At 69.1% G+C, this 25079-nt stretch carries 19 protein-coding genes and 1 pseudogene; 13 read left to right on the top strand and 7 right to left on the bottom strand.

The genetic code is table 11. The features are described 5' to 3' along the window. Window positions 1–70: 70 nt before the first annotated feature. Window positions 71–2167, bottom strand: coding sequence for a LamG-like jellyroll fold domain-containing protein (locus ACWCQ6_RS12690; RefSeq protein WP_451088318.1), 2097 nt, complete (start codon window positions 2165–2167; stop codon window positions 71–73). A 305-nt stretch (window positions 2168–2472) separates the two neighbouring features. Here ACWCQ6_RS12690 and ACWCQ6_RS12685 point away from each other — a divergent pair, with 305 nt between their 5' ends. Both ACWCQ6_RS12685 and ACWCQ6_RS12680 read left to right on the top strand, forming a co-directional pair. Further along, entirely contained in the window at window positions 2473–3126 is a 654-nt protein-coding gene (locus ACWCQ6_RS12685) for a TOPRIM nucleotidyl transferase/hydrolase domain-containing protein (protein WP_451088422.1), read from the top strand. Between the two features lie 573 nt (window positions 3127–3699). Further along, window positions 3700–4311 carry a tetratricopeptide repeat protein gene (locus ACWCQ6_RS12680; protein WP_451088316.1) on the top strand — a complete coding sequence of 204 codons (612 nt, stop codon included), beginning with the start codon at window positions 3700–3702 and terminating at the stop codon, window positions 4309–4311. Window positions 4312–4480: 169 nt separating this feature from the next. On the opposite strand, the pseudogene ACWCQ6_RS12675 reads toward ACWCQ6_RS12680, so the two are convergent. The 3 genes and pseudogenes from ACWCQ6_RS12675 to ACWCQ6_RS12665 form a co-directional block, all read right to left on the bottom strand. Next, window positions 4481–4918 (bottom strand): annotated as a pseudogene (locus tag ACWCQ6_RS12675) (helix-turn-helix domain-containing protein); the annotation flags it as partial. Between the two features lie 121 nt (window positions 4919–5039). Then, window positions 5040–5246 (bottom strand): DUF397 domain-containing protein, encoded by a 207-nt coding sequence (locus ACWCQ6_RS12670; protein WP_451088314.1) that lies wholly within the window; start codon window positions 5244–5246, stop codon window positions 5040–5042. Then, window positions 5246–6097 (bottom strand): helix-turn-helix domain-containing protein, encoded by an 852-nt coding sequence (locus tag ACWCQ6_RS12665; RefSeq protein WP_451088312.1) that lies wholly within the window; start codon window positions 6095–6097, stop codon window positions 5246–5248. Before ACWCQ6_RS12665 ends, ACWCQ6_RS12670 begins: the two co-directional genes overlap by 1 nt. Window positions 6098–6331: 234 nt before the next feature. Here ACWCQ6_RS12665 and ACWCQ6_RS12660 point away from each other — a divergent pair, with 234 nt between their 5' ends. From ACWCQ6_RS12660 to ACWCQ6_RS12640, 5 genes are all read left to right on the top strand, one after another. After that, window positions 6332–6736, top strand: coding sequence for an ATP-binding protein (locus tag ACWCQ6_RS12660; RefSeq protein WP_451088310.1), 405 nt, complete (start codon window positions 6332–6334; stop codon window positions 6734–6736). 637 nt (window positions 6737–7373) lie between these two features. After that, complete coding sequence (locus ACWCQ6_RS12655) at window positions 7374–7799, top strand: DUF6507 family protein (protein WP_451088308.1); 426 nt, start codon at window positions 7374–7376, stop codon at window positions 7797–7799. Further along, the gene (locus ACWCQ6_RS12650) at window positions 7796–8635 is read left to right on the top strand and encodes a hypothetical protein (protein WP_451088306.1); all 840 of its coding nucleotides are present in this window, start codon (window positions 7796–7798) and stop codon (window positions 8633–8635) included. Before ACWCQ6_RS12655 ends, ACWCQ6_RS12650 begins: the two co-directional genes overlap by 4 nt. After that, window positions 8632–10245, top strand: coding sequence for a hypothetical protein (locus ACWCQ6_RS12645; protein ID WP_451088304.1), 1614 nt, complete (start codon window positions 8632–8634; stop codon window positions 10243–10245). The genes ACWCQ6_RS12650 and ACWCQ6_RS12645 overlap by 4 nt, the downstream gene beginning before the upstream one ends. 35 nt (window positions 10246–10280) lie before the next feature. Further along, window positions 10281–10727, top strand: a complete 447-nt coding sequence (locus ACWCQ6_RS12640) for a hypothetical protein (RefSeq protein ID WP_451088302.1) — start codon at window positions 10281–10283, stop codon at window positions 10725–10727. Between the two features lie 421 nt (window positions 10728–11148). Here the strand turns inward: ACWCQ6_RS12640 and ACWCQ6_RS12635 are convergent, their stop codons facing one another. Then, complete coding sequence (locus ACWCQ6_RS12635; RefSeq protein ID WP_451088300.1) at window positions 11149–12126, bottom strand: winged helix-turn-helix domain-containing protein; 978 nt, start codon at window positions 12124–12126, stop codon at window positions 11149–11151. Between the two features lie 61 nt (window positions 12127–12187). On the opposite strand from ACWCQ6_RS12635, the gene ACWCQ6_RS12630 reads away from it, so the two are divergent. Then, complete coding sequence (locus tag ACWCQ6_RS12630) at window positions 12188–13447, top strand: MFS transporter (RefSeq protein WP_451088298.1); 1260 nt, start codon at window positions 12188–12190, stop codon at window positions 13445–13447. Here the strand turns inward: ACWCQ6_RS12630 and ACWCQ6_RS12625 are convergent. Then, window positions 13410–14057, bottom strand: a complete 648-nt coding sequence (locus ACWCQ6_RS12625; RefSeq protein ID WP_451088296.1) for a mycothiol-dependent nitroreductase Rv2466c family protein — start codon at window positions 14055–14057, stop codon at window positions 13410–13412. The genes ACWCQ6_RS12630 and ACWCQ6_RS12625 overlap by 38 nt on opposite strands. Window positions 14058–14190: 133 nt before the next feature. Here ACWCQ6_RS12625 and pepN (ACWCQ6_RS12620) point away from each other — a divergent pair, with 133 nt between their 5' ends. From pepN (ACWCQ6_RS12620) to pepN (ACWCQ6_RS12600), 5 genes are all read left to right on the top strand, one after another. After that, window positions 14191–16806, top strand: a complete 2616-nt coding sequence (gene pepN, locus ACWCQ6_RS12620) for an aminopeptidase N (protein WP_451088294.1) — start codon at window positions 14191–14193, stop codon at window positions 16804–16806. 151 nt (window positions 16807–16957) lie between these two features. Next, window positions 16958–17086 carry a hypothetical protein gene (locus ACWCQ6_RS12615; protein WP_451088292.1) on the top strand — a complete coding sequence of 43 codons (129 nt, stop codon included), beginning with the start codon at window positions 16958–16960 and terminating at the stop codon, window positions 17084–17086. Window positions 17087–17291: 205 nt separating this feature from the next. Then, a complete protein-coding gene (locus ACWCQ6_RS12610) occupies window positions 17292–20606 on the top strand; it encodes a S8 family serine peptidase (protein ID WP_451088290.1) in 3315 nt (1104 codons plus the stop codon). Window positions 20607–20796: 190 nt separating this feature from the next. Continuing rightward, a complete protein-coding gene (locus ACWCQ6_RS12605; RefSeq protein WP_451088288.1) occupies window positions 20797–21825 on the top strand; it encodes an aspartate-semialdehyde dehydrogenase in 1029 nt (342 codons plus the stop codon). A gap of 145 nt (window positions 21826–21970) precedes the next feature. Further along, window positions 21971–24547, top strand: coding sequence for an aminopeptidase N (pepN, locus tag ACWCQ6_RS12600; protein ID WP_451088286.1), 2577 nt, complete (start codon window positions 21971–21973; stop codon window positions 24545–24547). A 284-nt stretch (window positions 24548–24831) separates the two neighbouring features. On the opposite strand, the gene ACWCQ6_RS12595 is transcribed toward pepN (ACWCQ6_RS12600), so the two are convergent. After that, complete coding sequence (locus tag ACWCQ6_RS12595) at window positions 24832–25062, bottom strand: hypothetical protein (protein WP_451088284.1); 231 nt, start codon at window positions 25060–25062, stop codon at window positions 24832–24834. Between the last annotated feature and the right edge of the window lie 17 nt (window positions 25063–25079).

The raw sequence follows: 25079 nt of genomic DNA, 5'->3' as shown, positions 1-25079 counted from the left end.
CGGAACCCGACGGCCCGTGGGAACCTCGGTTCCCACGGGCCGTCGTGCGTCTCGGCTCAGTACGGACGGATCAGCACGGGCAGGGATCCGTACCCATGCCCAGGGCGGAGATGTCCTCGTCCCGCAGCGCACCGGAGAGGGCCTGCACCTCGTCCACATCGCCGTGGAGGTACTCGCCCCAGCCGTCACCGGCTTTGGCCCGGCCGATCTGGAGAGCACCGGTGCTGCGCAGGCCGCTGGGGAGGCTCGCGGTCGCCTTGACGGAGGCACCGCGGAAGAGCTTGATCGTGTCGGTCCCGTCGTCGTAGACCACGGCGAGACGACGCATCTGACCACCCTCCGAGCTCTGGATCTGGGCCACCACCTTCTCGGGGGCTCCGACCTCGTCCCTCTCCGGCATCACCAGTTGCCAGGTGTACGTGGACGGCTCGTAGCGCACCTTGAACACGTCGGTGTGCTCGCCGGCCTGCGAGAGCACGGTCATCGGGCGGGCCGGATCGGAGTCCGCCAGACGTACCACGACGCCGAGGGTGAAACTTTCCGTGGTGTCCACGACGGGCCCATCGGCAGCGGCGTACCCGGTCTCGCCGTCCAGACTGAGATGCCCGTTGCCGACGAGTGCCGGCGGCACGGGTGGGCAGTCGGGGTCCTCTTCCGGGCGACAGGGACCGTCGGGTTCCCGGTAGATCGAAGCTCCCGCGCCGAGCCGCAGCGGTGCGCCGCCCGACCGTTCGGGGCTCGTGCCGTCCACCGCGTTCTCCAACGACCAGTAGCCGAGCAGCTTCGGCTTGCGCAGTGCCAGTTCGGTCACTTCGTCCGGCACCACGACCCGGTCGTGGACCCGTACGTCGCCGATTTCGCCGTGCCACCGGTCGCGGTAGCCGACGGCCCCGTGGGCGCGGCCGATCTGGAACGCGCCGGCCGCCTCGGCGGGAGTCGCCTCCACCTCGGTGCCGACCTCATGGCCGTTGACGTACAACCGGGCACGGCCCGTCTCCGCGTCGTACAGCCCCAGCAGATGGGCCCACTCACCGGTCTCGGGCGCACCGCCGGACACCGTCGCGTCCCCGATCGCGAACGACCAGGCAGGGCCGGTCTCCTGGTTGCGCAGCCCAAGGGTGAAGCCGGGCTCCTCGTCCGCGTCCTGGCTGGCGACGGTCATGTTCCGACCGGTTTCGGCGGGCCGCGCCCAGCCACTGACGGCGAAGGACTTGCGGATGTCGGTGGCCGGGGCGTCGGTGGTGAGGAAGCCGTGGCCGCTGCCGTCGAGGCCGACCGTGGCGGTGGTTCCGGTGCCCGAGGGCGCCGGGCCGCCGAAGGTCACGCCGGTACCGGCCCGGGCGGCGGTGCCCGTCTCGGCAGCGGCCGAGCGGGAGCCCGCCGGGTCGTCCAGCTTCCAGCGGGCGACGGGGGCACGCCCGGACGTCACCAGGAATTCGTAGTACGAATCCCCACTGCTTCGGCCGGACCGGTCGATCGCACGGACCCTCAGCCGATCGGGCCCGCTGCCGAGCGGCAGGTACGGAATGGTCACAGCCGCGCCGGGGTGCTCGGCGGAGACTGTCCTGGGAGAGCCGCCTACGAAGTCGTACATGTACGACACCACGTCGTCGGAGGGCGAGTCCATGGTGAAGTGACCGTAGACGCCGACCCCGTCCGTCCAGGTATCGTCATCGGGGTATTCGGGGGAGCTGATCGTCGCCTTCTCGGGGCTCACGTCGTCGTACACGAACGAGCAGACCGAGCCGTCGCCCTCGTCGCTCCATGCGGAGTCCGCCTCGCCGTCGTTCGCGCGAACGTGCCAGGAGATGACCGTGTTGGCCGGGATGTCCTCCGGCATCGTCCAGTAGTGGCGCGACCCCGACGACAACGTGATGGTGGTGTAGGTGCGGCGCTGCTCCACCCCCGCCTCGTCCGTCCACCAGGCTTCGAACTCTCCCTTGACCGGGCTGGACTCGGCGGGCTGATTGTCCTCCTCCGGGTCGTACAGCATGGCACTGAGCCTGGGCGGCTGCGAGACGTACGGCATGTCGTCCCCGGTCGCGCAAGGCTTGTTCGCCGTCTGGAGATCCTGGATCAGCGGCTGCTTCGGCGGCAGGTTGTCCAACGCCTGCGCCGGGCCGGTGGCCGTGGCCAGCAGTGCCACCGCGCAGCCGGCAACCACCATCCGTCTGCGTCTGACTGTTCTCCCGGATCTGGTCAATTGGCCCTCCCCTGTGAACATTTGAGGCTCGTGCAATGCACGAACCGCATGAAGCTAACAGAGGTCACCGACAACGCCGGGGAGGCTTTTTTCTTCGCTCAGGCACTGGTGGCAGGCAGCAGCTTCGAACCTGTCCGCCACCACACCTGCCTTGCGGCAGGCGGCAGTTTAACGACAGGCCCTTCGGCCGACCGGACGACGTAGGCCGGGAAAACGCGTGTGCGTGCGGGATCCCGGCCGTGCAGGATGGTGCCGGGAAGCGAGGTCTCGTGGACGAGTTGGGGCGATTCAGCCGGGCGGCGGTCGCATGGGCGGCCGGCGGAGCGGAGTCGGACGCGGCAGCCGCGCAAGCGCGGGAACTGGCCGGCGGTGTGCGCACGGTCGTGCTCGTCGAGGGGAGCAGCGACCGGGTCGCGATCGAGGCGCTGGCCACGCGCCACGGCCGCGACCTGGGCGCGGAGGGCGTCGCGGTGGTACCGCTCGGTGGCGCGATGAGCATCGGGCGCTTCCTGGACGTATGCGGCCCGCCGGGGCTCGGCCTCCCGCTGGCGGGTCTCTGCGACATCGGCGAGGAGCGGCACTTCCGACGCCACCTGGAACGGGTCGGGCTCGGCTCCGGCCTCACCCGCGCCGGACTGGAGACCCTCGGGTTCCAGGTGTGCGTGGCCGACCTGGAGGACGAGCTGATCCGCGCCCTCGGCGCCGAGGGCGTACAGCAGGTGATCGAGGCCCAGGGCGAGATGCGCCCCTTCCGTACGTTCCAGGGCCAGCCGGCGCAGCGGGAACGCCCTGTCGAACACCAGCTGCGACGGTTCATGGGCACGCACAGCGGCCGCAAGGCGCTGTACGCGCAGGCGCTGATCGCACACCTGGACCTCAAGCGCGTACCCCGACCGCTGGAGCGGCTCCTCGCGCACGTCTAGTGCTGCGACCGGAAACGTTCAGGGTGTCACCGAAGTCCTGTTCCAGGGGGTGCAGGCCATTGGGAATGGGGCGGCGTGAAGCGGTCTACGCCGAGAGATCGCTCCGCCGGAGCAAGTCGACGGGGAAGGGCACCGTACGGTCGGTCAGGAGGCCGCAAGCGCCCATCCACCAGTCACGAGGCCGCGTGCCGCATCAAGTGGGTCACCGACACGAACCCCTCACTCCCGCGCTCGATGACGTCGTCCTGGTGACGCCCACCGAACGGTGCCACCGGCCGCACCGACGCGGAATACGGCGCCGGAACATGCCATCCGCAGGACAAGGGAAGCATGAGGGCAACGGCGCGTGGCCTCACGGGAGCCACTACTGAGGGGAAGGGCCGCGACATGCAGGGATGGCCGATTTACCTGGGTCTGCTTCTAGTCGTCTCCCTGTGGGCAGGCCGCCAGTGGTTGGAGCGGCGACAGGTGCATCAGCTCACGGGAGAGGTGACCGCTGAGCCGCCCGTTCCCACACCTGACCGGCCTGAGCCGGTGCTGCGCGCAGCAGCGTCACGGGGGGAGGCACGGGCCATGCTCGAACTTGGCGACCTGGGCCTGCTCAAGCGAGACGCGCCCCAGGCGCTGTCGTGGTGGACGAAGGCATTGGAGGCGGGCGACGATCTGGCGGCCTACCGCCTTGCCGATCTCCACCAGGTACTCGGTGACACAGAGAAGGCCTCGCTCCACTTCCGGCGCGCCGTCGAGGCCGGAGTGCCCGGAGCCGCCAACGACTACGCCATGTTCCTGATCGGTCAAGGCGACGACGCCGGCCATGGACAACTGCTGCGCGCCGCCGAGGAAGGCGACGCGTCGGCCATGTACAACCTCGCTTACCTGGCGGCTGAACGCGGCGACCTGACCGAGAACGAGCGATGGAGTCGAGCCAGTGCCGAGGCCGGACACCCCGGCGGAGCATTCTCCCTGGGCCTCCTCGCCTACGAGCGCGGTGACCTGGAGGCGGCGGAGACCTGGTACCGCAAAGCAGCCGGGGCACAGCACTCGGATGCCATGTTCAACCTCGGAAACCTTCTGCGCGAGCGGGGAGACCTCGACGGCGCGGAACACTGGTACGGTCGAGCCGCTGCGGCAGGCGTTGCGGAAGCCGCCGAAAACCTCGTCCTACTGCGCCGCACCAGAGGCTGATCGCACAGTGCCACCGGGGTCCGCGCATAGCCGAGAGCGGCGCGGTCCCCGTCGTCATCTCGCCGCACTGCACGAGGAGTTCGGACATGCTGATGTGCTCGGTCGACCTGCGCACCGCCTCGGGACCGTGGCAGTGGAGCGCTGGACAACCATCAGCCAATTCGACACTTCCGCGGCGCGCGAGCAGGCAGCGCAGGGCCTCGCGGCCGATGCGTATCGGTCGGGCGACATTGCGCCGCAGATGGCCGGCGAGCTTGCGGATCGACCAGCGGGTAAAGGGCCTGCCGAGCTTGGTGGGGCGGGTGGTGGCCGTCTGGATGACGAACTCCTCGTCGTCATCGCTGAGCAGGCGGGGACGACCTCCCGCCCACTGAGGGTCCAGGCAGGCCAGCCCGATCTCGTTGAAGCGGTGGATCACATCCCGGACGGTGTCCTCGTCCGCTTGGACGAGATTCGCGATCACCGGGACGGTGCTCCCGCCCGCCGAGGCCAGCAACATCATCGCCCTACGGAACCGCACCGTGCTGGTGCTGCCCCGCCGCACAATCCGCTGCAGCTTCTGCCCCTCCTGCTCAGTCAGCCTGCGAACCCTGACCAGCCCTGCCATCGCGCCTCCTCGTGCCGATCGGACGTGTCGGCACATCCAACCGGCGCGAGCCCAGTTGCCACCACCGGTGATCATTTCCGGTCACGGCACTAGCGCAGCCCGCCTGGCTCCCCGGGGTGCGTCAGCCCCCGAAGGCCCCGCGCTTCACCCCGTCGAGGAACGCGGCCCACTCCTCGGGGGCGTAGAACTGGAGCCCGCCGCCAGGGTTCTTGCTGTCCCGCACGGCCCGGCCGCCATCGGCGGTGTGGGCGACCTCGACACAGTCCTGCTGCCCTCCCTGCGAGGCGCTGGCCTTCATGAACCCGGTGACGATCCGCTGGTTTTTCATCACTGCTCTTTCTCGTTCTCGGGGATGCTTGCGATGTGCTCGCGCAGGAAGGCGAGCGACTGTGCGGGCGTCAATGCGGCCGACCTGAGGGCTTCGAAGATCTGCGCGTGCACGGCCATTTCCTCGAGGTCCTCGATGATGACGGTGCTCGTCGTGCTGTCGAAGGCGACCGCTTCCGGGGCAGGTTCGGGGCCGAAGTTGAACATGACGAAGTGTGACGCCATGTGCGCGGCCTCCCACTCCGCCGCCGGGAGCACTTGAATGCTGACGTTCTGCCGTTGCGCCACATTCAAGATGTGCAGGAGCTGGTCGCGATGCGCTTTCGTGGAAGGCATCGGCGCCGTGAGCGCAGGCTCCCAGACGACCGCCGCGAACCGGGCACCCTGCTCCTCGATCACCTTTCTGCGTGCCTGGCGGATGGCCACCATTTCGTCAACCGCCTCAGGTGCATGAACCTTCAGGCCGGCACCGAGCAGGGCTCTGAGGTAGTCGTCTGTCTGCAGAAGCCCCGGCAGGAACAACGGTTGCCAGGTACGGATGTACGTCGCGTCGGATTCGAGCGCGATGAAGTCGGCATACTCCGGCTTGGCCGCCCACTCGTAGTCGAGCCACCACCCACGCTTGTTGGAAGCCCGCGCCAGCTGCTCCAACTGCTGCTGCACGGCACCGTCTTCCACCCCGTACAGCTCCAGAAGCAGCCGGACGTCACCAGGGCGCGCCGAAACCTGCCCGGCCTCAATCCGGCTGATCTTGGCCTTTGATCCCACGATGTGGTCGGCAGCGTGCTGCTGATCGAGCTTCGCCGCCAGCCGGTACCTCCTGAGCGCTGCGCCAAGCCGCCTGCTGCGCACAGTAGGACGTCCACCTGCAGGCATGTCCCCTCCTCTTACTCCGTGTGACCAGTCTGCACGTCAACGGAGGCTACGCGCCAGGCGCTTGAGACCGTGAGCAACATGCAAATTCTCGATGCAGTTCGATTGCATAGATGAAGAGTCTCGCTCTAGCGTGGGATGCATCACAAAAAGTGCCCCCTCGGGTGCACTAAGTGACGTGAATCCGCCTGCCCACCTGACCTCGGGAGACCCATGTCCGGGCGCACGCACATCAAGAGATTCCGGGCCCGCAGGGACTCCGTCCCCGCCGCCCGACGCCACGTCGAGAGCGTCCTGACCGAGTGGAAGCTCGGCGGGCTCATCGACGAAACAACACTCGTCGCAAGCGAGTTGAGCACCAACGTGGTCAACCACGCCAAGGGGACCGGCGACTACTTCGAACTCGGCTTACGCCGTCGCAACGGCACACTCGTGCTGGAGGTCTCCGACTCCTACCAGTGGCGGATGCCCGAACTCCGCACCCCCACGCTCGACGACCTCTCCGGCCGGGGCCTGGTCATCGTGGACGCGGTCGCGGCGAAGTGGGGCGTACGGCCCCGCGACCCCGGCAAGACCGTCTGGGTCCATCTGACCATCGGCCGAGCGGAGTTGACGTGAGGCGGCCCCTCCGGACCGCCTGGCGGTGCGAGTTCACCGTCGACGGACTGCTCGTACGGGCGGAGCACGCCGCCACTCCCCCGCAGGCGCTGATCTGGATGCGGGTCTCCGTGAGGACCCTGCTCTCCGCGTTCGACGCGGAGGACCGCGACCGCACCTTCCGCTGGCTCGACCACGGCCAGTGGGAGGCCGTCATACGGCTCAGGGCCGGTGAGTCGTACACCTACACCGTTCGCGCGGGCGGGCGCGTCGTCGGCTGGTCCGCGCGCCCCGTGCGGGTCCTGCCCGTGGCCACGGTCATCGCGGTTTCGTGTCGATGGACTCCGCCTGCGACGCCGCAGCCCACCTCCCGTCCGCGACCGAGCCGGACGCCCGCACCCGCCCTGCCGCGCCACGTGCACCCGTCAGCAAATCCTCTGCGTGGATGCAGAAGCACAGAGCCGACCCCAGGTTTCTCACGATGCCCACGTGAACGCGTGATCCTGGTCTACCCACCACGCACTGGCCGCTGTTGGCTGATTGTTGATTTGCTGATTGCGCCAGCGATGCCCGGGTTGATAGAGAGGAGCGTACGAACAGTTGTTCAGATTGCTGGAAGTCCCTGACGCGAGGGCAACCGGCGCGAGGGGGGCTCTTCATGGTGGCGTGGGACATCAGACCGCAGGGTGTGCAGGGCCAGTTGAGGGTGGTCGGTGGGTATGCCGGTGATCTGGAGAAGGCTCTGACGGCGTTGATGGCGACGGTGTCGGAGGCGGCGCAGGCGGCGGGTACGGCGGTGCCGGGTGTGCAGGCGGTCACGCGGGTGCAGGGTCCGGTGGCTCCGGGGCAGGCACCGTTGTCTCGCAAGGCGTTGGGCCCGGTGGCTGCGGCACTGGGGGAGTATCTGGGCGTGCGGAAGAAGGACTTGGAGGCGGCGGCCGAGCGGATCGAGGCGTCCGTCCTGGGGGCGGTCGAGGCCACCAACGCGTACTGCGAGGGTGATCTGGACACGGCCAGGCACGCGCAGGATGCGGCGAAGACCGTACGTCTGGACGTCCTCAAGGGCATGCAGGGGCACCGGTGAGCGGGGCGGCCCCGGTCGACCCGGTGGGGATACCGGTGTTCACCGGTGACCTGGCCCTGCTCGACACGAAGGTGACGGCCCTGTCCGGGCACGGGGCGAAGATCGCCGAGGCTTCCGGTGACGTGCACCGCAGCTTCGGCGGGCTGAGCGCCTTCTACAAGGCTCCCGAGGCGGAGCAGTTGTTCGCGACGACCGCCCCGGTCGCGGCGACCGGGGCGTCGTTGAGTTCGGATCTGTGTGTCATCACCGGCGCGCTGGGCACGTACTCGGACGATGCGTTCCCGCTGGTGGAGAAGCTCAAGGAGCTCAAGCGGGACGCGGTCGCCTTCCGGGTGAAGGTGGACGGCGACGACGAGTGGGCCGAGGACGGTGATCTGGTCGAGGAGAACAACCGGCGCCGGAACGAGATAGCCGAGGTCTGGGCCGCGTTCCAGGAGGTGGAGCGGGCCTGTCACGCCAAGATCGTCGCCCTGGTCGGCGGCACGGCGCTCAAGACTGGTGACGGCTCGGGCAAGCAGGGCACCTACGGGTACGACGCCGAGGCCCTCAAGCAGGCCAAGAGTCTGCCGTGGGGGAGGCGGTCGAGGAGTCGACGCCCTGGTGGCAGGTGTGGGAGCACGCCTACGACTTCGGCAAGGGCTTTCTCGTCGACGGGGTCTGGGGCACCCTCAAAGGCCTGGGCACCCTGGCCGGGTTCGAGGGCGGGGACGCCGCGAAGGAGGCATGGACCGGCCTGGCCAAACTCGCCACCGGACTCTCCCCCGCCGCCCAGCTCGTCCTGCACGCCCTGCCCGGCGACCACTCCGCCTGGCTACGCGACTCCCACACCGCCGTGAAGGAAACCGGCAAGGCGCTGGTGGCCTGGGACCAGTGGGGCAGCAACCCCTCCCGCGCCGCCGGAGCGGTCACTTTCAACGTCCTGACCACCGTCTTCACCGGCGGCACCGGCGGCGCAGCAGCAGGCGCGGGCAAAGCCGGCCTCGCCGCCAAAGCCCTCTCCCTCACCAGCAAGACCGCCCGCGCCGTGGACCCCATGACCTACGTCTTCAAGGGCGCGGGCGCCGGACTTACCCGCATCGGCGACGTGATGGCCGGCCTGAAGGGTCTGGGACGGGTCGAGTTCCCACCCCTGCCCGACCACATCATCACCGTCCCCGACGGCACGCTCAAGCTCCCCGACGGCACCCTCCACCTGCCCGAAGGCGCCACCGTCCCCGAAGGCGCGACCACTCTCCCCAACGGCACCGTCAAACTCCCCGACAACGCCATGGCACTCCCCGAAGGAACGGTCAGATCTCCCTTCGACGAGGGCGCCCCCTACCTCGACCGCGACGGCAACCTCTACAACGAAGACGGCACCCTCGCTCAACACGCCCACCAAGCAGGAACCAACGCCCACACACCGGCCCCCCTACGCGAACCGGCCCTGGCCAGCGCAGGCACCCGCGTCGGCGACGACGCCATCCGCCTGGGGGACGATCCAGGCAGCCTGGGCCGGGTCGATGACGACACCCCAGCCGGAGGCACAGGCCGGCACTCGCCAGACAACGGAACCAATCACACCCCCGGCGGCGGTGCCGACCGCAACATGCCCAGCAACCACCTGGGCAATGGCGCGCGCGGTGGCCGCACGGACGAGAACCTTCCAACTGACCGACCCGCCGAGACACCCAGCACGCAGTTCTCCGTCGGCCGCGACCTGCCAGACGGACCCACCGCGCAACATGCCTCCGGCTCCGAGGGACTCCGCGGCAGTGGCGGCCCAGACCATCTGAGCCGTGCTGGGGATGATGCATCCTGGCCTGAAGACAAGGCTGGTCACGACAACGTCGGGTCGGACTCTGCGAATGATCAGCCTGAAACAGCGGACGGCAGCGGGAAACCAGACGATGGAAATCCGTATGCCGGAAAAGAGCCGGATTATTCAAGACCTGCCCTGCTGCCGTCCGACGGTCCACTCACGCTCAGGAATGTACGCAACACACGCGATCTGGAGACCCGCTGGAAGCGGGGCGAGGAATTCCACCGCCAGATGTGGGGCAGCGGTGGCGAACGCCACTACCCAGTACCCAAGAGCAGCGGGCCACGGTACCCCGTAACTACTGGTGGCGGGAGAAAAGTTGATGTACCCGCTGATCTGCCGGGAGGGCGTACAGTTGCCATCGAGGTGAAAACATACGGACCCTACCACACGGTAACAATGAAAGACGGAACAAAATATAGGGTGCAAAACGAAGTGCCACTCAGCAAAAAAATCAAAGAGCAAATTAATAAAGATATAGCCCTGAGGCGCCTAAATCCTGGATACGACCCCCGGTGGTCATTCACGCATGCAGGGCCAAGTGGCAGCCTTCGCGCTTACTTCAAGAAAGCAAAGATCATTTTCCTCGAATACGGACCTGAACCCAAGAAGGACAAATGGGATCAGCCAAATCGTAAGAAGTAAGTAGCATCGCCCGAAACACTGGAGGACAATAAATCATGCAGAGCACAGAAGATGCAGACGTGTCGGATTGGGCGGAGGGAGCCCATCGCAACGCTCTCGCCCTGGCAGCCATGTTCGGCTTGACATCCGAACAGTACTCGGAGGACCCACTGGTACTGCTGCCCGGATTTCAGAGCTACGTGGATCGACTACCTCTGGACGAGTTTGAACAATCGGACTGGATCACCCTCCATACAGACCTGACATCATATTTGGGCGATCTTTTGGTATTGCGGCACGGAGCAGCGTGGAAAAAATTTGCCGATCAAAGTGCACCTGTCGGATATCGCTACATTGTCGAGGCCAGAGGGTTGGACGGGTGCACATACAGCGTGGAGCCCTACGATGTCGCAATGGAGGAATTCGAGAATCCCCCTATCGAAATCGGACGCCTGATCGCGAACGCGGAAGCAGTGTTGCGAGTTACGCCACATATCGATTGATATCCCATTCCGGTCACAGGCGAGTTGAGAGACGGAGCGACGCCGCAACGGCGGATGAGCGGAGCTCGACAGCAAGTCCGTGTCCGTCCACGAGGCCGGAAAGTCGAACAGTCACCTGTTCCGGGGAGCTCCGTTCCGCGCACGACCGCGGACTGTCTCCTTCCCAAGCCCTGGCCGAACTGGCCGACCTGACGGACGGCAACAAACTCAACATGCTCAGCCTGCCGATGCTGCGCAAGCTTGCAAGCGGAGACTGAACGGCACCCCGGTGTCAGGGGTGTCGAAGATGCAGTGCCCCTGGAGGTGAACCCGCTCTGCGAGCTGCGGGAGTTGGCTCGCCGGTGAACGGGCATCGGCACGGTCGAACTTCGAGCAGGTCGCTCCAGCTCGGCCCGTGGACGTCGTTGCGGTGACGCCCCCCTCACCCGCCCCCCTGCGCCCCCACCAGCACATCGCCCGCCTCCGTGCGGAAGTACAGGACCGAGCGGCCGGCCCGGCGGCGGTCTGCCAGGCCCGCGTCGAGGAGGATCTTGAGGTGGCGGCCGACCGAGCCGAGGGCCTGATCTGTCAGGGCCACCAGTTGGGTGGTGCTCTTCGGGCTGGAGAGGAGGACGAGGACCGATGCCCGACCGGGGCCCAGGAGGCGGGACAGGCTGTCCGGGACCCGGGCCCGGTCCGCGTCGGCCAGGGTGCCGGAGCAGGGGTAGACGAGCGCGTATCGCTCGGCTGCGTCGTCCCAGGAGGCCCAGCCCGAGCGCTGGGTGACCGGGACGAACAGCAGCCGTACGCCGGAGAGTTGCTTCGGCGGATAGTCGTGCCTGTTGATCTGGAGCCGGCTCCCGCCCAGCCACCGCATCCCCGGGCACAGACCGCCCAGGGCGGCCGCCCAGCCGCCCTGGCTCAGCTGGCCGGTCCGCGCGACGATGTCCGCCTCGATGATCCGGCGGCGGCGCGGCCAGTCCGGGAGCACGGTGTGCAGCCAGACCCAGTGCAGGACATCGGCGGCGTGCCGGGCCAGGTCGTCGCGGTCCAGGAGCGCCGGGAGGGGGCCGCCGCCGAGCGAGACCGCCAGGTCCGCCCGGGCGCGCTCGGGGGTGGTCGCCCGGACGGGGGCCAGCTCCTCCTCGAAGGTCGGGGTGCCCTCGCCCGTCGGCGTGGGGGTGAGGAAGTCCGCGCTCCAACTGCCGCCGAGCCCCACCGGTACGAGCAGGGCCGCGACCGGGTCGGCGGCCTGCCGGGCGCGGTAGGCGGGCAGATGGGCGTCGAGCCAGGCCCGTTCACCGGGGTGATCGGGCCGGCCCCGCTCCAGGGAGTTCAGGGCGGAGACGGTCTCGGCGAGGGGTGAGACGACGAACCGGCTCCCCGCGAGCGTGTCCGTGTCGATCTGCCACATGCCCATGACGTTTCGCCTCCGCGCGAAACTGTAACGGCCGCCGCGGACCGCCGCCGAGACTCCCCGCATGCGCACCTATCGGGAACTCTTCCGTACGCCACAGTTCGGACCGTTCTTCGCGACCAGCGCCGTACAGGTCGCCGCGTCGACGACGAGCGGGCTGGCCCTCGGCGTCCTCGTCTACGCCGCGACCGACTCGCCGCTGCTCGCCGCCCTGTCCATGTTCGGCTCCTCGCTCTCCCAGATGATCGGGGCGACGCTGCTGATGTCGGCGGCGGACCGGCTGCCGCCCCGGGCCGCGATATCCGGTCTGGCACTCGCCTTCGCGCTGACCACCGCCGTCCTCGCCGTCCCGGGGCTGCCGCTGCCGGTGGTCTTCGCGATCATCCTGGCCCAGGGGGTGGTCGCGGCCGTGGGCGGCGGGGTGCGGTACGGACTGCTCAACGAGGTGTTGCCCAAGGACGGTTATCTGCTGGGGCGTTCGGTGCTGAACATGTGCTCCGGCCTGATGCAGATCGGCGGGTTCGCGCTCGGCGGGCTGCTGGTGGCGACGCTCTCCGCGCGCGGCACGCTGCTGGTCGCCGCCGCCCTGTATCTGACGGGTGCCGCCGTCGCCCGGTTCGGGCTGGTGCGCAGAGAGCCGCGCGCCACCGGGCGGCCGTCGCCCGCCGAGACCTGGCGGATCAACGCCCTGCTGTGGTCCTCGGGCCCGCGCCGCCGGGTCTATCTCGCGCTCTGGGTGCCGAACGGGCTGATCGTCGGCTGCGAGTCGCTCTTCGTCCCGTACGCCCCCGAGCATGCCGGGCTCCTCTTCGCCTGCGCCGCGCTGGGGATGCTCATCGGGGACACCGTGGCGGGCCGTTTCTTCGCGCCGCAGTGGCGGGGACGGCTGGCCACTCCTCTGCAACTGCTCCTGGCCGCCCCGTATCTGCTCTTCGCCACGCATCCGGCGCTCCCGGCGGCGCTCGCCCTGGCGATGCTCGCCTCGGTCGGGTTCGCGGCGAGTCTGCTGTTCCAGGAGCGGCTGATGGCCCTGGTCCCGGACGAGTTCACCGGCCAGGCGCTCGGCCTGCACTCCTCCGGGATGCTCACCATGCAGGGTGTTGCGGCGGCGCTGGCCGGCACCGTCGCCCAGTGGACCTCCCCCGCGACGGCGATGACCGTGATGGCGGCGGCCTCGATCGCGGTCTCCCTGGCCCTGACCGCGGCCGGGCGCCGGGCCGCGGGAGCGGTGGACGAGGGCGGTGCGGGGCCGGGCGGCTGCCCGGATCCGCACCGCGCCCGGCAGGTCAGTCGAAGATCGGGCCCTGGGTCCGGGTCCGCTTGATCTCGTAGAAGCCGGGGATCGACGCCACCAGCAGCGTGCCGTCCCACAGCTTCGCCGCCTCCTCGCCCTTCGGGGCGGGGGTGACGACCGGGCCGAAGAAGGCGATCTGCTCGCCGTCCGCGCCGGGGACCGCGATGACCGGGGTTCCGACGTCCTGGCCGACCTTGTCGATGCCCTCCTTGTGGGAGGCGCGCAGCTCGGCGTCGTACACGTCCGAGTCCGCGAAGTCCGCCAGCTCGGCCGGCAGGCCGATGTCCTGGAGCGCCCCCACGACCGCCTCGCGGGTGGGGCCTTCGCCCAGGTTGTGGAAGCGGGTGCCGAGCGCGGTGTACAGCGGGCCGACGACCTCGTCGCCGTGCTTCTGCTGGGCGGCGATGACCACGCGGACCGGGCCCCAGCCCTTCTCCAGCAGCTCGCGGTACTCCTCCGGCAGCTCGTCGATCTTGTCCTCGTTGAGGACCGACAAGCTCATCACGTGCCAGCGGACCTCGACGTCGCGGACCTTCTCCACCTCCAGCATCCAGCGGGAGGTCATCCAGGCCCAGGGGCAGAGCGGGTCGAACCAGAAATCGACAGGGGTCTTGCCGGTCGCCGCGCTGTTGTCGGGCATCGTTTCTCCTCGTCATGACGGTCGCGTCTGTGCGCAGAACGTCCCCGGAGGCGCCCGCCATTCCCGAGTGCCGGGCCGAACAGCGGCATGGGAGGATCAAAACCATTCGAACGAGACACAAAGGAGTGTGCCCGTGCCCGGTGAGAACCTGTCCCGTGACGAGGCCCGCGTGCGGGCCGAGCTGCTGACCGTCGACGGTTACGAGGTCGAGCTCGATCTGCGTTCCGCCGTCGGCGGGCCCGACGGGGACGGGGAAGCGGCATCCGGTCCGCGCACCTTCCGCTCGGTGACCACGATCCGCTTCCGCAACGCGCGGGCCGGGGCGTCGACCTTCGCGGACCTGGTGGCGCCGGCGGTGGACGCGGTGACGCTGAACGGACAGCCGCTCGACCCCGCCGTGGTCTTCGACGGCACCCGGGTGGCGCTGGAGGGGCTGCCGGAGGGCGAGAACGTCCTGGTGGTCGACGCACAGTGCGCGTACAGCCGGACCGGCGAGGGCATGCACCGCTTCGTCGACCCGGAGGACGGCGAGGTCTACCTCTACACGCAGTACGAGCCGGCCGACGCGCGGCGCGTCTTCACCAACTTCGAGCAGCCCGACCTGAAGGCCCCCTTCCGCTTCCAGGTGACGGCGCCGGAGGGCTGGACGGTCTGGAGCAACGGCGCGCAGGAGTCGCGGGAGGACGGGGTCTGGCGGTTCGCCGAGACGAAGCCGATCTCCACGTACATCACGGCGGTCGTCGCCGGTCCGTACCACTACGTGACGGACTCCTACAGCCGTACGTTCGAGGACGGTACGACGCTGGAGATCCCGCTCGGCGCGATGTGCCGCAAGGGACTCGCCCGGTACTTCGACGCGGACGACGTCTTCCTGATCACCAAGCAGGGCCTGGACTTCTTCCACGACAACTTCGACTACCCGTACCCGTTCGGGAAGTACGACCAGGCGTTCGTGCCGGAGTACAACCTCGGCGCGATGGAGAACCCGGGCTGTGTCACGTTCCGCGAGGAGTACATCTACCGCGGCAAGGTGACGCAGGCCGCGTACGAGAGCCGGGCCAACGTCATCCTGCACGAGATGGCGCACATGTGGTTCGGCGACCTCGTCACCATGCAGTGGTGGGACGACCTGTGGCTGAAGGAGTCCTTCGCCGACTTCATGGGCACGTTCTCCATGGTGGAGTCGACCCGCTTCGACAACGGCTGGATCACCTTCGCCAACAACCGCAAGTCCTGGGCGTACCGAGCCGACCAGCTGCCGTCCACGCACCCGATCACGGCCGACATCCGTGACCTGGAGGACGCCAAGCTGAACTTCGACGGCATCACGTACGCCAAGGGCGCCTCGGTCCTGAAGCAGCTGGTGGCGTACGTGGGGCGGGAGGCGTTCCTTGAGGGCGCCCGGCGCTACTTCAAGAAGCACGCCTACGGCAACACGCAGCTGGGCGACCTGCTGTCGGTGCTGGCCGAGACGTCCGGGCGGGACATGACCGCCTGGTCGCGGTCTTGGTTGCAGACCGCGGGCGTCAACTCGCTGACCCCGGCCGTGACATACGACTCGGCGGACCGGATCACGGAGCTGGCGGTCCTCCAGGAGGCGGCCGACTCCCACCCGGAGCTGCGGCCGCACCGGGTCGCGGTCGGGCTGTACCGGCGCGCCGCCGACGGCGGCCTGGTGCGCTACGCCCGCGCCGAGGTGGACGTGGCGGGGCCGCGCACGGTGGTCGGGGAGCTGGCGGGGGCCGAGCGGCCCGAGCTGATCCTGGTCAACGACGACGACCTCACGTACTGCAAGGTCCGCTTCGACGAGGTGTCGCTGGCCACGCTGCGGGAGCACCTGGGCGACATCACGGACCCCCTCGCCCGTGCGCTGTGCTGGTCGGCGCTGTGGAACCTGACCCGGGACGGGCTGATGCCGGCCCGTGACTTCGTCTCCCTCGTGCTGGCCTTCTCGGGCCGGGAGTCCGACATCGGTGTGCTCCAGATGCTGCACGCCTGGACCCGGACCGCGCTGGAGCAGTACGCGGCGCCCGGGTGGCGCGAGGAGGGCGGCCGGGCGCTGTCCGAGGGCGCGCTGCGGGAGCTGCGGATCGCCGAGCCGGGCAGCGAGCACCAGCTGGCGTGGGCGCGGTTCTTCGCGTCGGTCGCCGACTCGGACGCGGACTTCCAGCTGCTGTCCGGGCTGCTGGACGGCACGGCCCGGATCGACGGGCTCGACGTCGACCAGGAGCTGCGGTGGGCGTTCCTCTCCCCGCTGGCCTCGCACGGGGTGGCCGACGAGTCGGTGATCGACGCCGAACTGGCCCGCGACGACACGGCGTCCGGCAAGCGGCACCAGGTGCGGTGCCTGGCCTCGCGGCCCTCCGCGGCGGTCAAGGCGCAGGCCTGGGCGGCCGTGGTGGAGTCGGACGCGCTGTCCAACGCGCTGGTGGAGGCGACGATCGCGGGCTTCGCCCAGTCGTCGCAGCGGGAGCTGCTGGCGCCGTACGCGGGCACGTACTTCGACGCGATCGAGCGGGTCTGGGCCGAGCGGTCGATCCAGATCGGGGTGATCGTGGTGAAGGGTCTGTTCCCGGCGCTTCAGGGCGACCCGTCGACGCTGGCCGCGACGGACGCCTGGCTGGCCGCCCACGAGGACGCGGCGCCCGCGCTGCGGCGGCTGGTGCTGGAGGCCCGGGACGACCTGGCGCGGGCCCTGCGGGCGCAGGCGTGCGACACGGGCGCGGCGGAGGCCGTGACCGGGGTCTGATGTGCGGCTGACGCGCCGGGGCCGGGCGGCCCCGGCGCGTCAGCGATCGGCCCGGCCGCCGGAAGGGGCCGGGCCTTTTCGGTCGTCGAACCTTTAATTCAGGGCGGTGTTGTCCTGAAGTGCGCTCCTGCGCCATGCCCACACCGAGCAGGTGGACGGCCTGCCCGTGGCCCCGGTGGAGCGGGCGCTCGCGGACGCGGTCGCCGGACTCCAGGACCCCTTGGCCGTGCGCGGGCTGCTCATCGAGGCGGTGCGCACTGCGAACCGGCCGCGTATGTGACGGTCCTGCCCCGCTGAGAACGGTGGAGTGAATCACAGGCGTCACTTATCTACCACTTCATCCCTGATGGCGCATCAGGGACGGTGGCGGAAGCCCGCCATGTCCGCATCTCGCCCCCTTCAACTCTCCACAAACCCCTGTCGTTTGCGAAAGGGTGAGCGGTCATCCGGTACCGAATTCCGGACTCTCTCTTTCACATCCAGGGATGCTGATGACCTCCGAATCCCCCAGTTCCATACCCGGGGCGAGACGCGCGGCCCGAGTCGCGGCCGCAGCCGGTCTGGTGGCCGCGCTGGCCGCCACCGGCGCCGCCCCCGTCTTCGCCACCGATGCGCCCGCCCCCTCTCCCGTCAAGTCCTCCGCCGCCGAGGACACCACGGCGAAGAAGCTCGGCACCAACGACGAGCAGCTGCTGGCGAAGGCGAAGGCCAAGGGCCAGAAGAACATCACGATGATGGTCGCCACCGCTCCCGGTGCGACCGAGCAGGTCGCCGAGCAGCTGGACTCCGTCAAGGGCTCCGTGCTGGGACGTGCGTACGACAAGCTCGGCTACGTACGGGCCACCGTGCCCACCGCGACCGCCGAGGCGACCATCAAGGCGGCCTCCAAGCTGTCGTCCGTCCATGGCATCGATCTCAAGCAGGAGATCAAGCTGGACGACCCGACGCCCGCCGCCGACCGCGCCACCGGGGCCGGTGTGAAGGCGAAGGCCACCGGCTCGTACCCGGCGCCCGGCAAGAAGACCCCGGCGAAGAACCCGTACAACCCGTCCTTCGAGACGGGCGCGGTCGACTTCGTCCAGCAGCACCCGAAGGCCGACGGCCGCGGGGTGACCATCGGTGTCCTCGACTCGGGTGTCGACCTCGGCCACCCGGCGCTGCAGAAGACCACCACCGGCGCCCGCAAGATCGTCGACTGGGTGACCGCGACCGACCCGGTCAGCGACGATGACGGCACCTGGCTGCCGATGACGGACGCCGTGTCCGGCCCGACGTTCACGTACGAGGGCCGCACCTACAACGCGCCCGCGGGTGACTACCGGATCAGGCTGTTCGCCGAGTCCGCCACCAGGGGCGGCGACATGGCGGGCGACCTGAACCGCGACGGCGACACCACCGATGTCTGGGCCGTGCTCTACGACCCGGTCACCGGCACCACCCGGGTCGACCTGAACAACAACGCGGACTTCTCCGACGACGCCGTGCTCAAGCCGTACAAGGAGAAGCACCAGGTCTCCTACTTCGGCAAGGACGACCCGCGGACCGAGGTCGTCGAGCGCATCCCGTTCGTCGTCGAGACCCGCAAGAACGTCGTCTACAACGCCGCCGGTGACACCTCCGACTTCGTCAACATCGGTGTCATCGAGAGCGAGCACGGCACCCACGTCGCGGGCATCACCGCCGCGAACGGCCTGTTCGGCGGCAAGATGAACGGTGCCGCGCCGGGTGCGAAGATCGTCTCCTCGCGGGCCTGCACCTGGTCCGGCGGCTGCACCAACATCGCGCTCACCGAGGGCATGATCGACCTCGTCGTGAACCGCGGCGTCGACGTCGTCAACATGTCGATCGGCGGCCTGCCGCCGCTCAACGACGGCAACAACGCCCGTGCCGAGCTCTACAAGCGGCTCATCGACATCTACGGCGTGCAGCTGGTCATCTCGGCCGGCAACGAGGGTCCGGGCGTGAACACCATCGGTGACCCCGGCCTCGCCGACCACGTCATCTCCGTCGGCGCGTCGATCTCCAAGGAGACCTGGGCCGCCAACTACGGCTCGAACGTCACCAAGAAGTACGACATGCTGCCCTTCTCCTCGCGCGGTCCGCGTGAGGACGGCGGCTTCGCGCCGATCCTGACGGCCCCGGGCGCGTCCATCAACACCACCCAGACCTGGCTGCCCGGCGGCCCGGTCAAGGAGGCGGGCTACTCGCTCCCGGCCGGCTACTCCATGCTGCAGGGCACCTCGATGTCCTCGCCGCAGGCCGCCGGTGCGGCCGCGCTGCTGCTGTCCGCCGCGAAGCAGAAGCACATCGAGCTGCCCCCGGCCGATCTGCGCACCGCGCTGACCAGCACCGCCACCCACATCAAGGGTGTGCCCGCGCACGCCCAGGGCTCCGGTCTGATCAACATCGTCGGCGCCTGGAAGCAGATCGAGAAGCAGGGTGCCCCGGCGCACGAGTACTCGGTGAAGGCCCCGGTCGACACCGCGATCGACTTCGCGCTGAAGACCCCCGGCTTCGGCACCGGCCTGTACGACCGCGAGGGCGGCCTGAAGGCCGGCCAGACCAAGTCGTACGACGTCACGATCACCCGCACCACGGGCCCGGACAAGGCCGTCAAGCACAAGCTGTCGTGGAAGAACAACGACGGCACCTTCAAGCTGGCCGGTTCGAGCACGGTCCTGCTGCCGCTGGACAAGCCGGTGACCGTCAAGGTCCGGGCGAAGCCGGGCAGCGCGGGCGTGCACAGCGCGATCCTGAAGGTGGACGACGGCAGGACCGTCGGCGTGGACCAGCAGATCCTCACCACGGTGGTCGTCTCCGCGAAGCTCGTGAAGCCCGCCTACGCGTTCAAGGCGTCCGGCTCGGTGCAGCGCAACGGCACCACGTCGTACTTCGTGACCGTGCCGGAGGGCGCCAAGACCCTCGAGGTCGCCATGAGCGCGCTGCGCTCGGGCAGCCAGACCCGCTTCATCTCCCTCCACCCGTACGGGGTGCAGATGGAGGACAGCTCCACGATCTTCTGCTACCCGAACTACGAAAACCCGGCCAACACCTGCCGTCCGGACGTGCGCTCGTACAAGGACCCGCAGCCGGGCGTCTGGGAGATCGAGGTCGAGGCACGGCGTACCTCGCCGCTGCTGGACAACCCGTACAAGCTGGACGTCTCGCTCCTCGGTGCCACCTTCGACCCGGCGGTGCAGACCATCGCCGAGGCGAAGGTCGGCACGCCGTCCGCGGTGAACTGGAAGGTCACCAACAACGCGGGTGACCTGGAGGGCGCGCTCAAGGGCGGCTCGCTGGGCTCGGCCAAGGTCGCGAAGCCGTCGATCAGGACGGGCGACCAGCAGGAGTACACGGTCACCATCGGTGAGGGCGTCGAGAAGCTGGACGTCGCCATCGGCGGCACGTCGGACGCCAACGCGGACCTGGACCTGTACGTCTACCTGGGCGACACCGAGGTCGGCACTTCCACCACGGCGGGCTCCGAGGAGTCCGTCAGCCTGGCGAAGCCGGCCGCCGGCACGTACACCGTCCTGATCGACGGCTACGACGTCCCGGCCGGCACCACCACGTACGACTACCGCGACGTGTACTACGCACCGTCGCTCGGCACGATCAAGGTCGACGAGTCGAAGGCCGTGAACCTGGCCAACGGCGCCTCGACGCAGATCGGCGCCGAGGTCTCGGTCGCCGGGGCGGCCCCCGAGGGCCGGCAGTTCTTCGGCGAGGTCCACCTGGTGAACGGCCGCGGGACCTCCGCGGGCATCGGCAGCGTCGTGATCGAGAAGGTCACGCCGTAACGGTCACCATGTGATCCGTACGACAGGTACGACAGTGGGGCGGGTGCTCGGTGGAGCTCCCGCCCCACTGCTGTGTGCCCGGCCGGGCGGGCACTGTCCGCACCGCGGACAATGGATTGGACAAGAAAGCCGTGAACATACGCATCATGGGACGGCAAAGTTCTCAGTTCGTACGTTCGAAGGAGTCCCTGTGAAGGTCGGAATCGTCGGTGCCACCGGTCAGGTCGGCACAGTCATGCGCAGGATCCTGGCCGAGCGGAAGTTCCCGGCCGACGAACTGCGGCTGTTCGCCTCCGCGCGCTCCGCGGGCTCGACGATCGAGTGGCAGGGCCGGGAGATCACCGTCGAGGACGCCTCGACGGCCGACTACACCGGGCTGGACATCGTGCTGTTCTCGGCCGGCGGCGCGACGTCGAAGGCGCTCGCCGAGAAGGTCGCCGCGCAGGGCGCCGTCGTGATCGACAACTCCTCCGCCTGGCGCAAGGACCCCGAGGTCCCGCTCGTCGTCTCCGAGGTCAACGCGCACGCGATCGCGAACCGGCCCAAGGGCATCATCGCCAACCCGAACTGCACCACGATGGCCGCCATGCCCGTGCTGCGCCCGCTGCACGACGAGGCCGGTCTCCAGGCGCTGACCGTCGCCACCTACCAGGCGGTCTCCGGCTCCGGTCTGGCCGGCGTCGCCGAGCTGCACGGTCAGGCGTCCAAGGTCGTCGCCGACGCCGACGGGCTCACCCACGACGGCGAGGCCGTCGAGTTCCCCGAGCCGGGCGTCTACAAGCGTCCGATCGCCTTCAACGTGCTGCCGCTGGCCGGTGCCATCGTAGACGACGGCTCCTTCGAGACCGACGAGGAGCAGAAGCTCCGCAACGAGTCCCGCAAGATCCTGGAGATCCCGGAGCTGAAGGTGTCCGGCACCTGTGTCCGGGTGCCGGTGTTCACCGGTCACTCGCTCCAGGTCAACGCCCGTTTCGCCCGTCCGGTCAGCGTGGAGCGCGCGTACGAGCTGCTGAAGGACGCGCCGGGCGTCGAGATCTCCGAGATCCCCACCCCGCTCCAGGCGGCCGGCAAGGACGCCTCGTTCGTCGGCCGGATCCGGGTCGACGAGACCGTGGAGAACGGCCTCGCGCTCTTCGTCTCCAACGACAACCTGCGCAAGGGCGCGGCGCTGAACGCGGTGCAGATCGCGGAGCTGGTCGCGGCGGAGCTGAACGGCTGACGCCCGAGGGCACGGCGAAGGGGCGGCCACCGGGGTGCGGTGGCCGCCCCTTCGGATGCGCGCATCCACTGCGGACCAGACCCCCCATCGGAGCGTGTGACGTGGAAGGATGACCGAAAACGTCACATACCAAGGAGATGACCGCGTGCCTGGCACCAATCTGACCCGCGAAGAGGCACAGGAGCGGGCGCGCCTGCTGACCGTGGACGCGTACGAGATCGATCTCGACCTCTCCGGAGCGCAGGAGGGCGGCACCTACCGGTCCGTGACCACCGTGCGCTTCGACTCCGCCGAAGCCGGTGCGGAGACCTTCATCGACCTGGTCGCCCCGGCCGTGCACGAGGTCGAGCTGAACGGCAGGGCGCTGGACGTCGCGGCCGTCTTCCGCGACTCGCGCATCGCGCTCCCGCACCTGGTCGCGGGCTCCAACGAGCTCAAGGTCGTCGCCGACTGCGCGTACACCAACACGGGCGAGGGCCTGCACCGCTTCGTCGACCCGGTCGACCAGCAGGCGTACCTGTACACCCAGTTCGAGGTGCCGGACGCGCGCCGGGTATTCGCGAGCTTCGAGCAGCCGGACCTGAAGGCGACGTTCCGGTTCACCGTGAAGGCGCCGGAGGGGTGGACGGTCATCTCGAACTCGCCGACCCCCGAGCCGCAGGACAACGTCTGGTCCTTCGAGCCGACGCCGCGGATCTCGTCGTACATCACGGCCCTGATCGCCGGCCCGTACCACTCGGTGCACAGCAGCTACGAGCGGGACGGCCAGTCGGTCCCGCTCGGCATCTACTGCCGTCCGTCGCTGGCCGAGTTCCTCGACGCCGACGAGATCTTCGACGTCACGCGGCAGGGCTTCGACTGGTTCCAGGAGAAGTTCGACTACGACTACCCGTTCGCCAAGTACGACCAGCTGTTCGTCCCGGAGTTCAACGCCGGCGCGATGGAGAACGCGGGCGCGGTCACCATCCGCGACCAGTACGTCTTCCGTTCGAAGGTGACGGACGCGGCGTACGAGCGGCGTGCGGAGACCATCCTGCACGAGCTGGCGCACATGTGGTTCGGCGACCTCGTCACCATGGAGTGGTGGAACGACCTGTGGCTGAACGAGTCGTTCGCCACGTACACCTCGGTCGCCTGCCAGGCGTACGCTCAGGGCACGAAGTGGCCGAACTCCTGGACCACGTTCGCCAACTCCGAGAAGACCTGGGCCTACCGCCAGGACCAGCTGCCGTCCACGCACCCGATCATGGCGGACATCCGTGATCTGGACGACGTGCTGGTCAACTTCGACGGGATCACCTACGCCAAGGGCGCCTCGGTCCTGAAGCAGCTGGTGGCCTACGTCGGCATGGACGAGTTCTTCAGGGGCGTCCAGGCGTACTTCAAGGCGCACGCCTTCGGCAACACCCGGCTCTCCGACCTGCTGGGCGCCCTGGAGGAGACCTCCGGCCGCGACCTGAAGACCTGGTCGAAGGCGTGGCTGGAGACGGCGGGCATCAACGTCCTGCGCCCGGAGATCACCACGGACGGGAACGGCCACGTCACCTCGTTCACCGTGCTGCAGGAGGCCCCGGCCCTCCCCGCCGGCGCGAAGGGCGAGCCGACGCTGCGCCCGCACCGCATCGCGATCGGCTGCTACGACCTCGACGACTCCGGCAAGCTGGTCCGCACGAACCGCATCGAGCTGGACGTCGACGGCGAGCGCACGACCGTGCCGTTCCCGGCCGGCACCGCCCGCCCCGCCGTGATCCTGCTCAACGACGACGACCTCTCGTACGCGAAGGTCCGGCTCGACGAGGAGTCGCTGCGCGTCGTCACCGAGCACCTCGGCGACTTCACGGAGTCCCTCCCCCGCGCCCTGTGCTGGGCCTCCGCCTGGGACATGACCCGCGACGGCGAGCTGGCGACCCGCGACTACCTCGCCCTGGTGCTCTCCGGCATCGGCAAGGAGTCGGACATCGGCGTCGTGCAGTCGCTGCACCGCCAGGTGAAGCTGGCGCTGGACCTGTACGCGGCGCCGGAGTGGCGCGAGGCCGGGCTGACCCAGTGGACCGAGGCCACCCTCGCGCACCTGCGCGCGGCGGAGCCGGGCAGCGACCACCAGCTGGCCTGGGCCCGTGCCTTCGCGGCGACGGCCCGCACCCCGCAGCAGACGGACCTGCTGCGGTCGCTGCTCGACGGCAAGGAGACGGTCGAGGGCCTGGCCGTCGACACGGAGCTGCGCTGGGCGTTCGTCGAGCGGCTCGCCGCCACCGGTGTGTTCGAGGAGGAGGACATCGCCGGCGAGTACGAGCGCGACAAGACTGCGGCGGGCGAGCTCCACGCGGCGACCGCCCGTGCGGCCCGCCCCACCGAGGCGGCGAAGGCGGAGGCGTGGGCCTCGGTCGTCGAGTCCGACAAACTGCCGAACTCCCTCCAGGAGGCGGTCATCGCCGGCTTCGTCCAGACCGACCAGCGCGAGCTGCTGGCTCCGTACACGGAGAAGTACTTCGCCGCGGTCAAGGGCGTCTGGGACTCGCGCAGCCACGAGATGGCGCAGCAGGTCGCGGTCGGCCTCTACCCGACCCTCCAGGTCTCGCAGGCCACGCTGGACGCCACGGACGCCTGGCTCTCCTCGGCGGAGCCGAGCGCGGCCCTGCGCCGGCTGATGTCGGAGTCCCGCTCGGGCGTCGAGCGTGCGCTGAAGGCCCGCGTCGCGGACGCGGCGGCGGCCACGGTGTGACGCACTGACCGGTGACACGGCAAGGGGCGCCTCCCGCGGTGGGGGCGCCCCTTGCTCGCTTGCGCAGGATGCGGAGCTTCTTGACGTCCCACTCGATCACGGCCGCAACCTACCCGGCACCGGGGGCAGGGTGCCCGGCCGCGGACATGCGGGTGCGCCGCAGGTACTCGCGGAGTACCTGCGGCGCACCCGGGAGAAGCGTGTGGGTGCCAGGGTCTTTCGTTTGGATCGGGCCGGATCGGGGATGCGGGGCACGCGAGCCCGGCATGATCCGGACGAAAGACCTAGGCCTGCTTCCTGGACTTGTCCAGGACCATGACCAGGCCCGTGATGACCAGGTACAGGACGATGGGCGCCACGACGTAGAGGCCGATGGTCTCCATCGCGCTCAGGCCGGGCCCCGGGTCGTCACCGTCGTCGCGGGTGAGCGCGAGCGCGGGGGACGACATGAGCAGCATCATCAGCGTCGTTCCGGCCGCGACGGCGCCGGTGCGCATAGCGTTCTTCTTGTCCACGGTGCAAACGTAGCGAA

This window comes from Streptomyces sp. NPDC001880 (assembly GCF_053594575.1).
Note: the sequence above shows the minus strand (reverse complement) of the source record. Positions and strands in the feature narration are given on the sequence as shown.

Excerpts from the sequence above, each read along its gene's own strand:
- ACWCQ6_RS12690 (WP_451088318.1), bottom strand. The coding sequence starts at position 2,167 with ATGGTGGTTGCCGGCTGCGCGGTGGCACTGCTGGCCACGGCCACCGGC.
- ACWCQ6_RS12680 (WP_451088316.1), top strand. The coding sequence starts at position 3,700 with ATGCTCGAACTTGGCGACCTGGGCCTGCTCAAGCGAGACGCGCCCCAG.
- ACWCQ6_RS12670 (WP_451088314.1), bottom strand. The coding sequence starts at position 5,246 with ATGAAAAACCAGCGGATCGTCACCGGGTTCATGAAGGCCAGCGCCTCG.
- ACWCQ6_RS12660 (WP_451088310.1), top strand. The coding sequence starts at position 6,332 with ATGTCCGGGCGCACGCACATCAAGAGATTCCGGGCCCGCAGGGACTCC.
- ACWCQ6_RS12655 (WP_451088308.1), top strand. The coding sequence starts at position 7,374 with ATGGTGGCGTGGGACATCAGACCGCAGGGTGTGCAGGGCCAGTTGAGG.
- ACWCQ6_RS12640 (WP_451088302.1), top strand. The coding sequence starts at position 10,281 with ATGCAGAGCACAGAAGATGCAGACGTGTCGGATTGGGCGGAGGGAGCC.
- ACWCQ6_RS12635 (WP_451088300.1), bottom strand. The coding sequence starts at position 12,126 with ATGGGCATGTGGCAGATCGACACGGACACGCTCGCGGGGAGCCGGTTC.
- ACWCQ6_RS12630 (WP_451088298.1), top strand. The coding sequence starts at position 12,188 with ATGCGCACCTATCGGGAACTCTTCCGTACGCCACAGTTCGGACCGTTC.
- ACWCQ6_RS12625 (WP_451088296.1), bottom strand. The coding sequence starts at position 14,057 with ATGCCCGACAACAGCGCGGCGACCGGCAAGACCCCTGTCGATTTCTGG.
- ACWCQ6_RS12610 (WP_451088290.1), top strand. The coding sequence starts at position 17,292 with ATGCTGATGACCTCCGAATCCCCCAGTTCCATACCCGGGGCGAGACGC.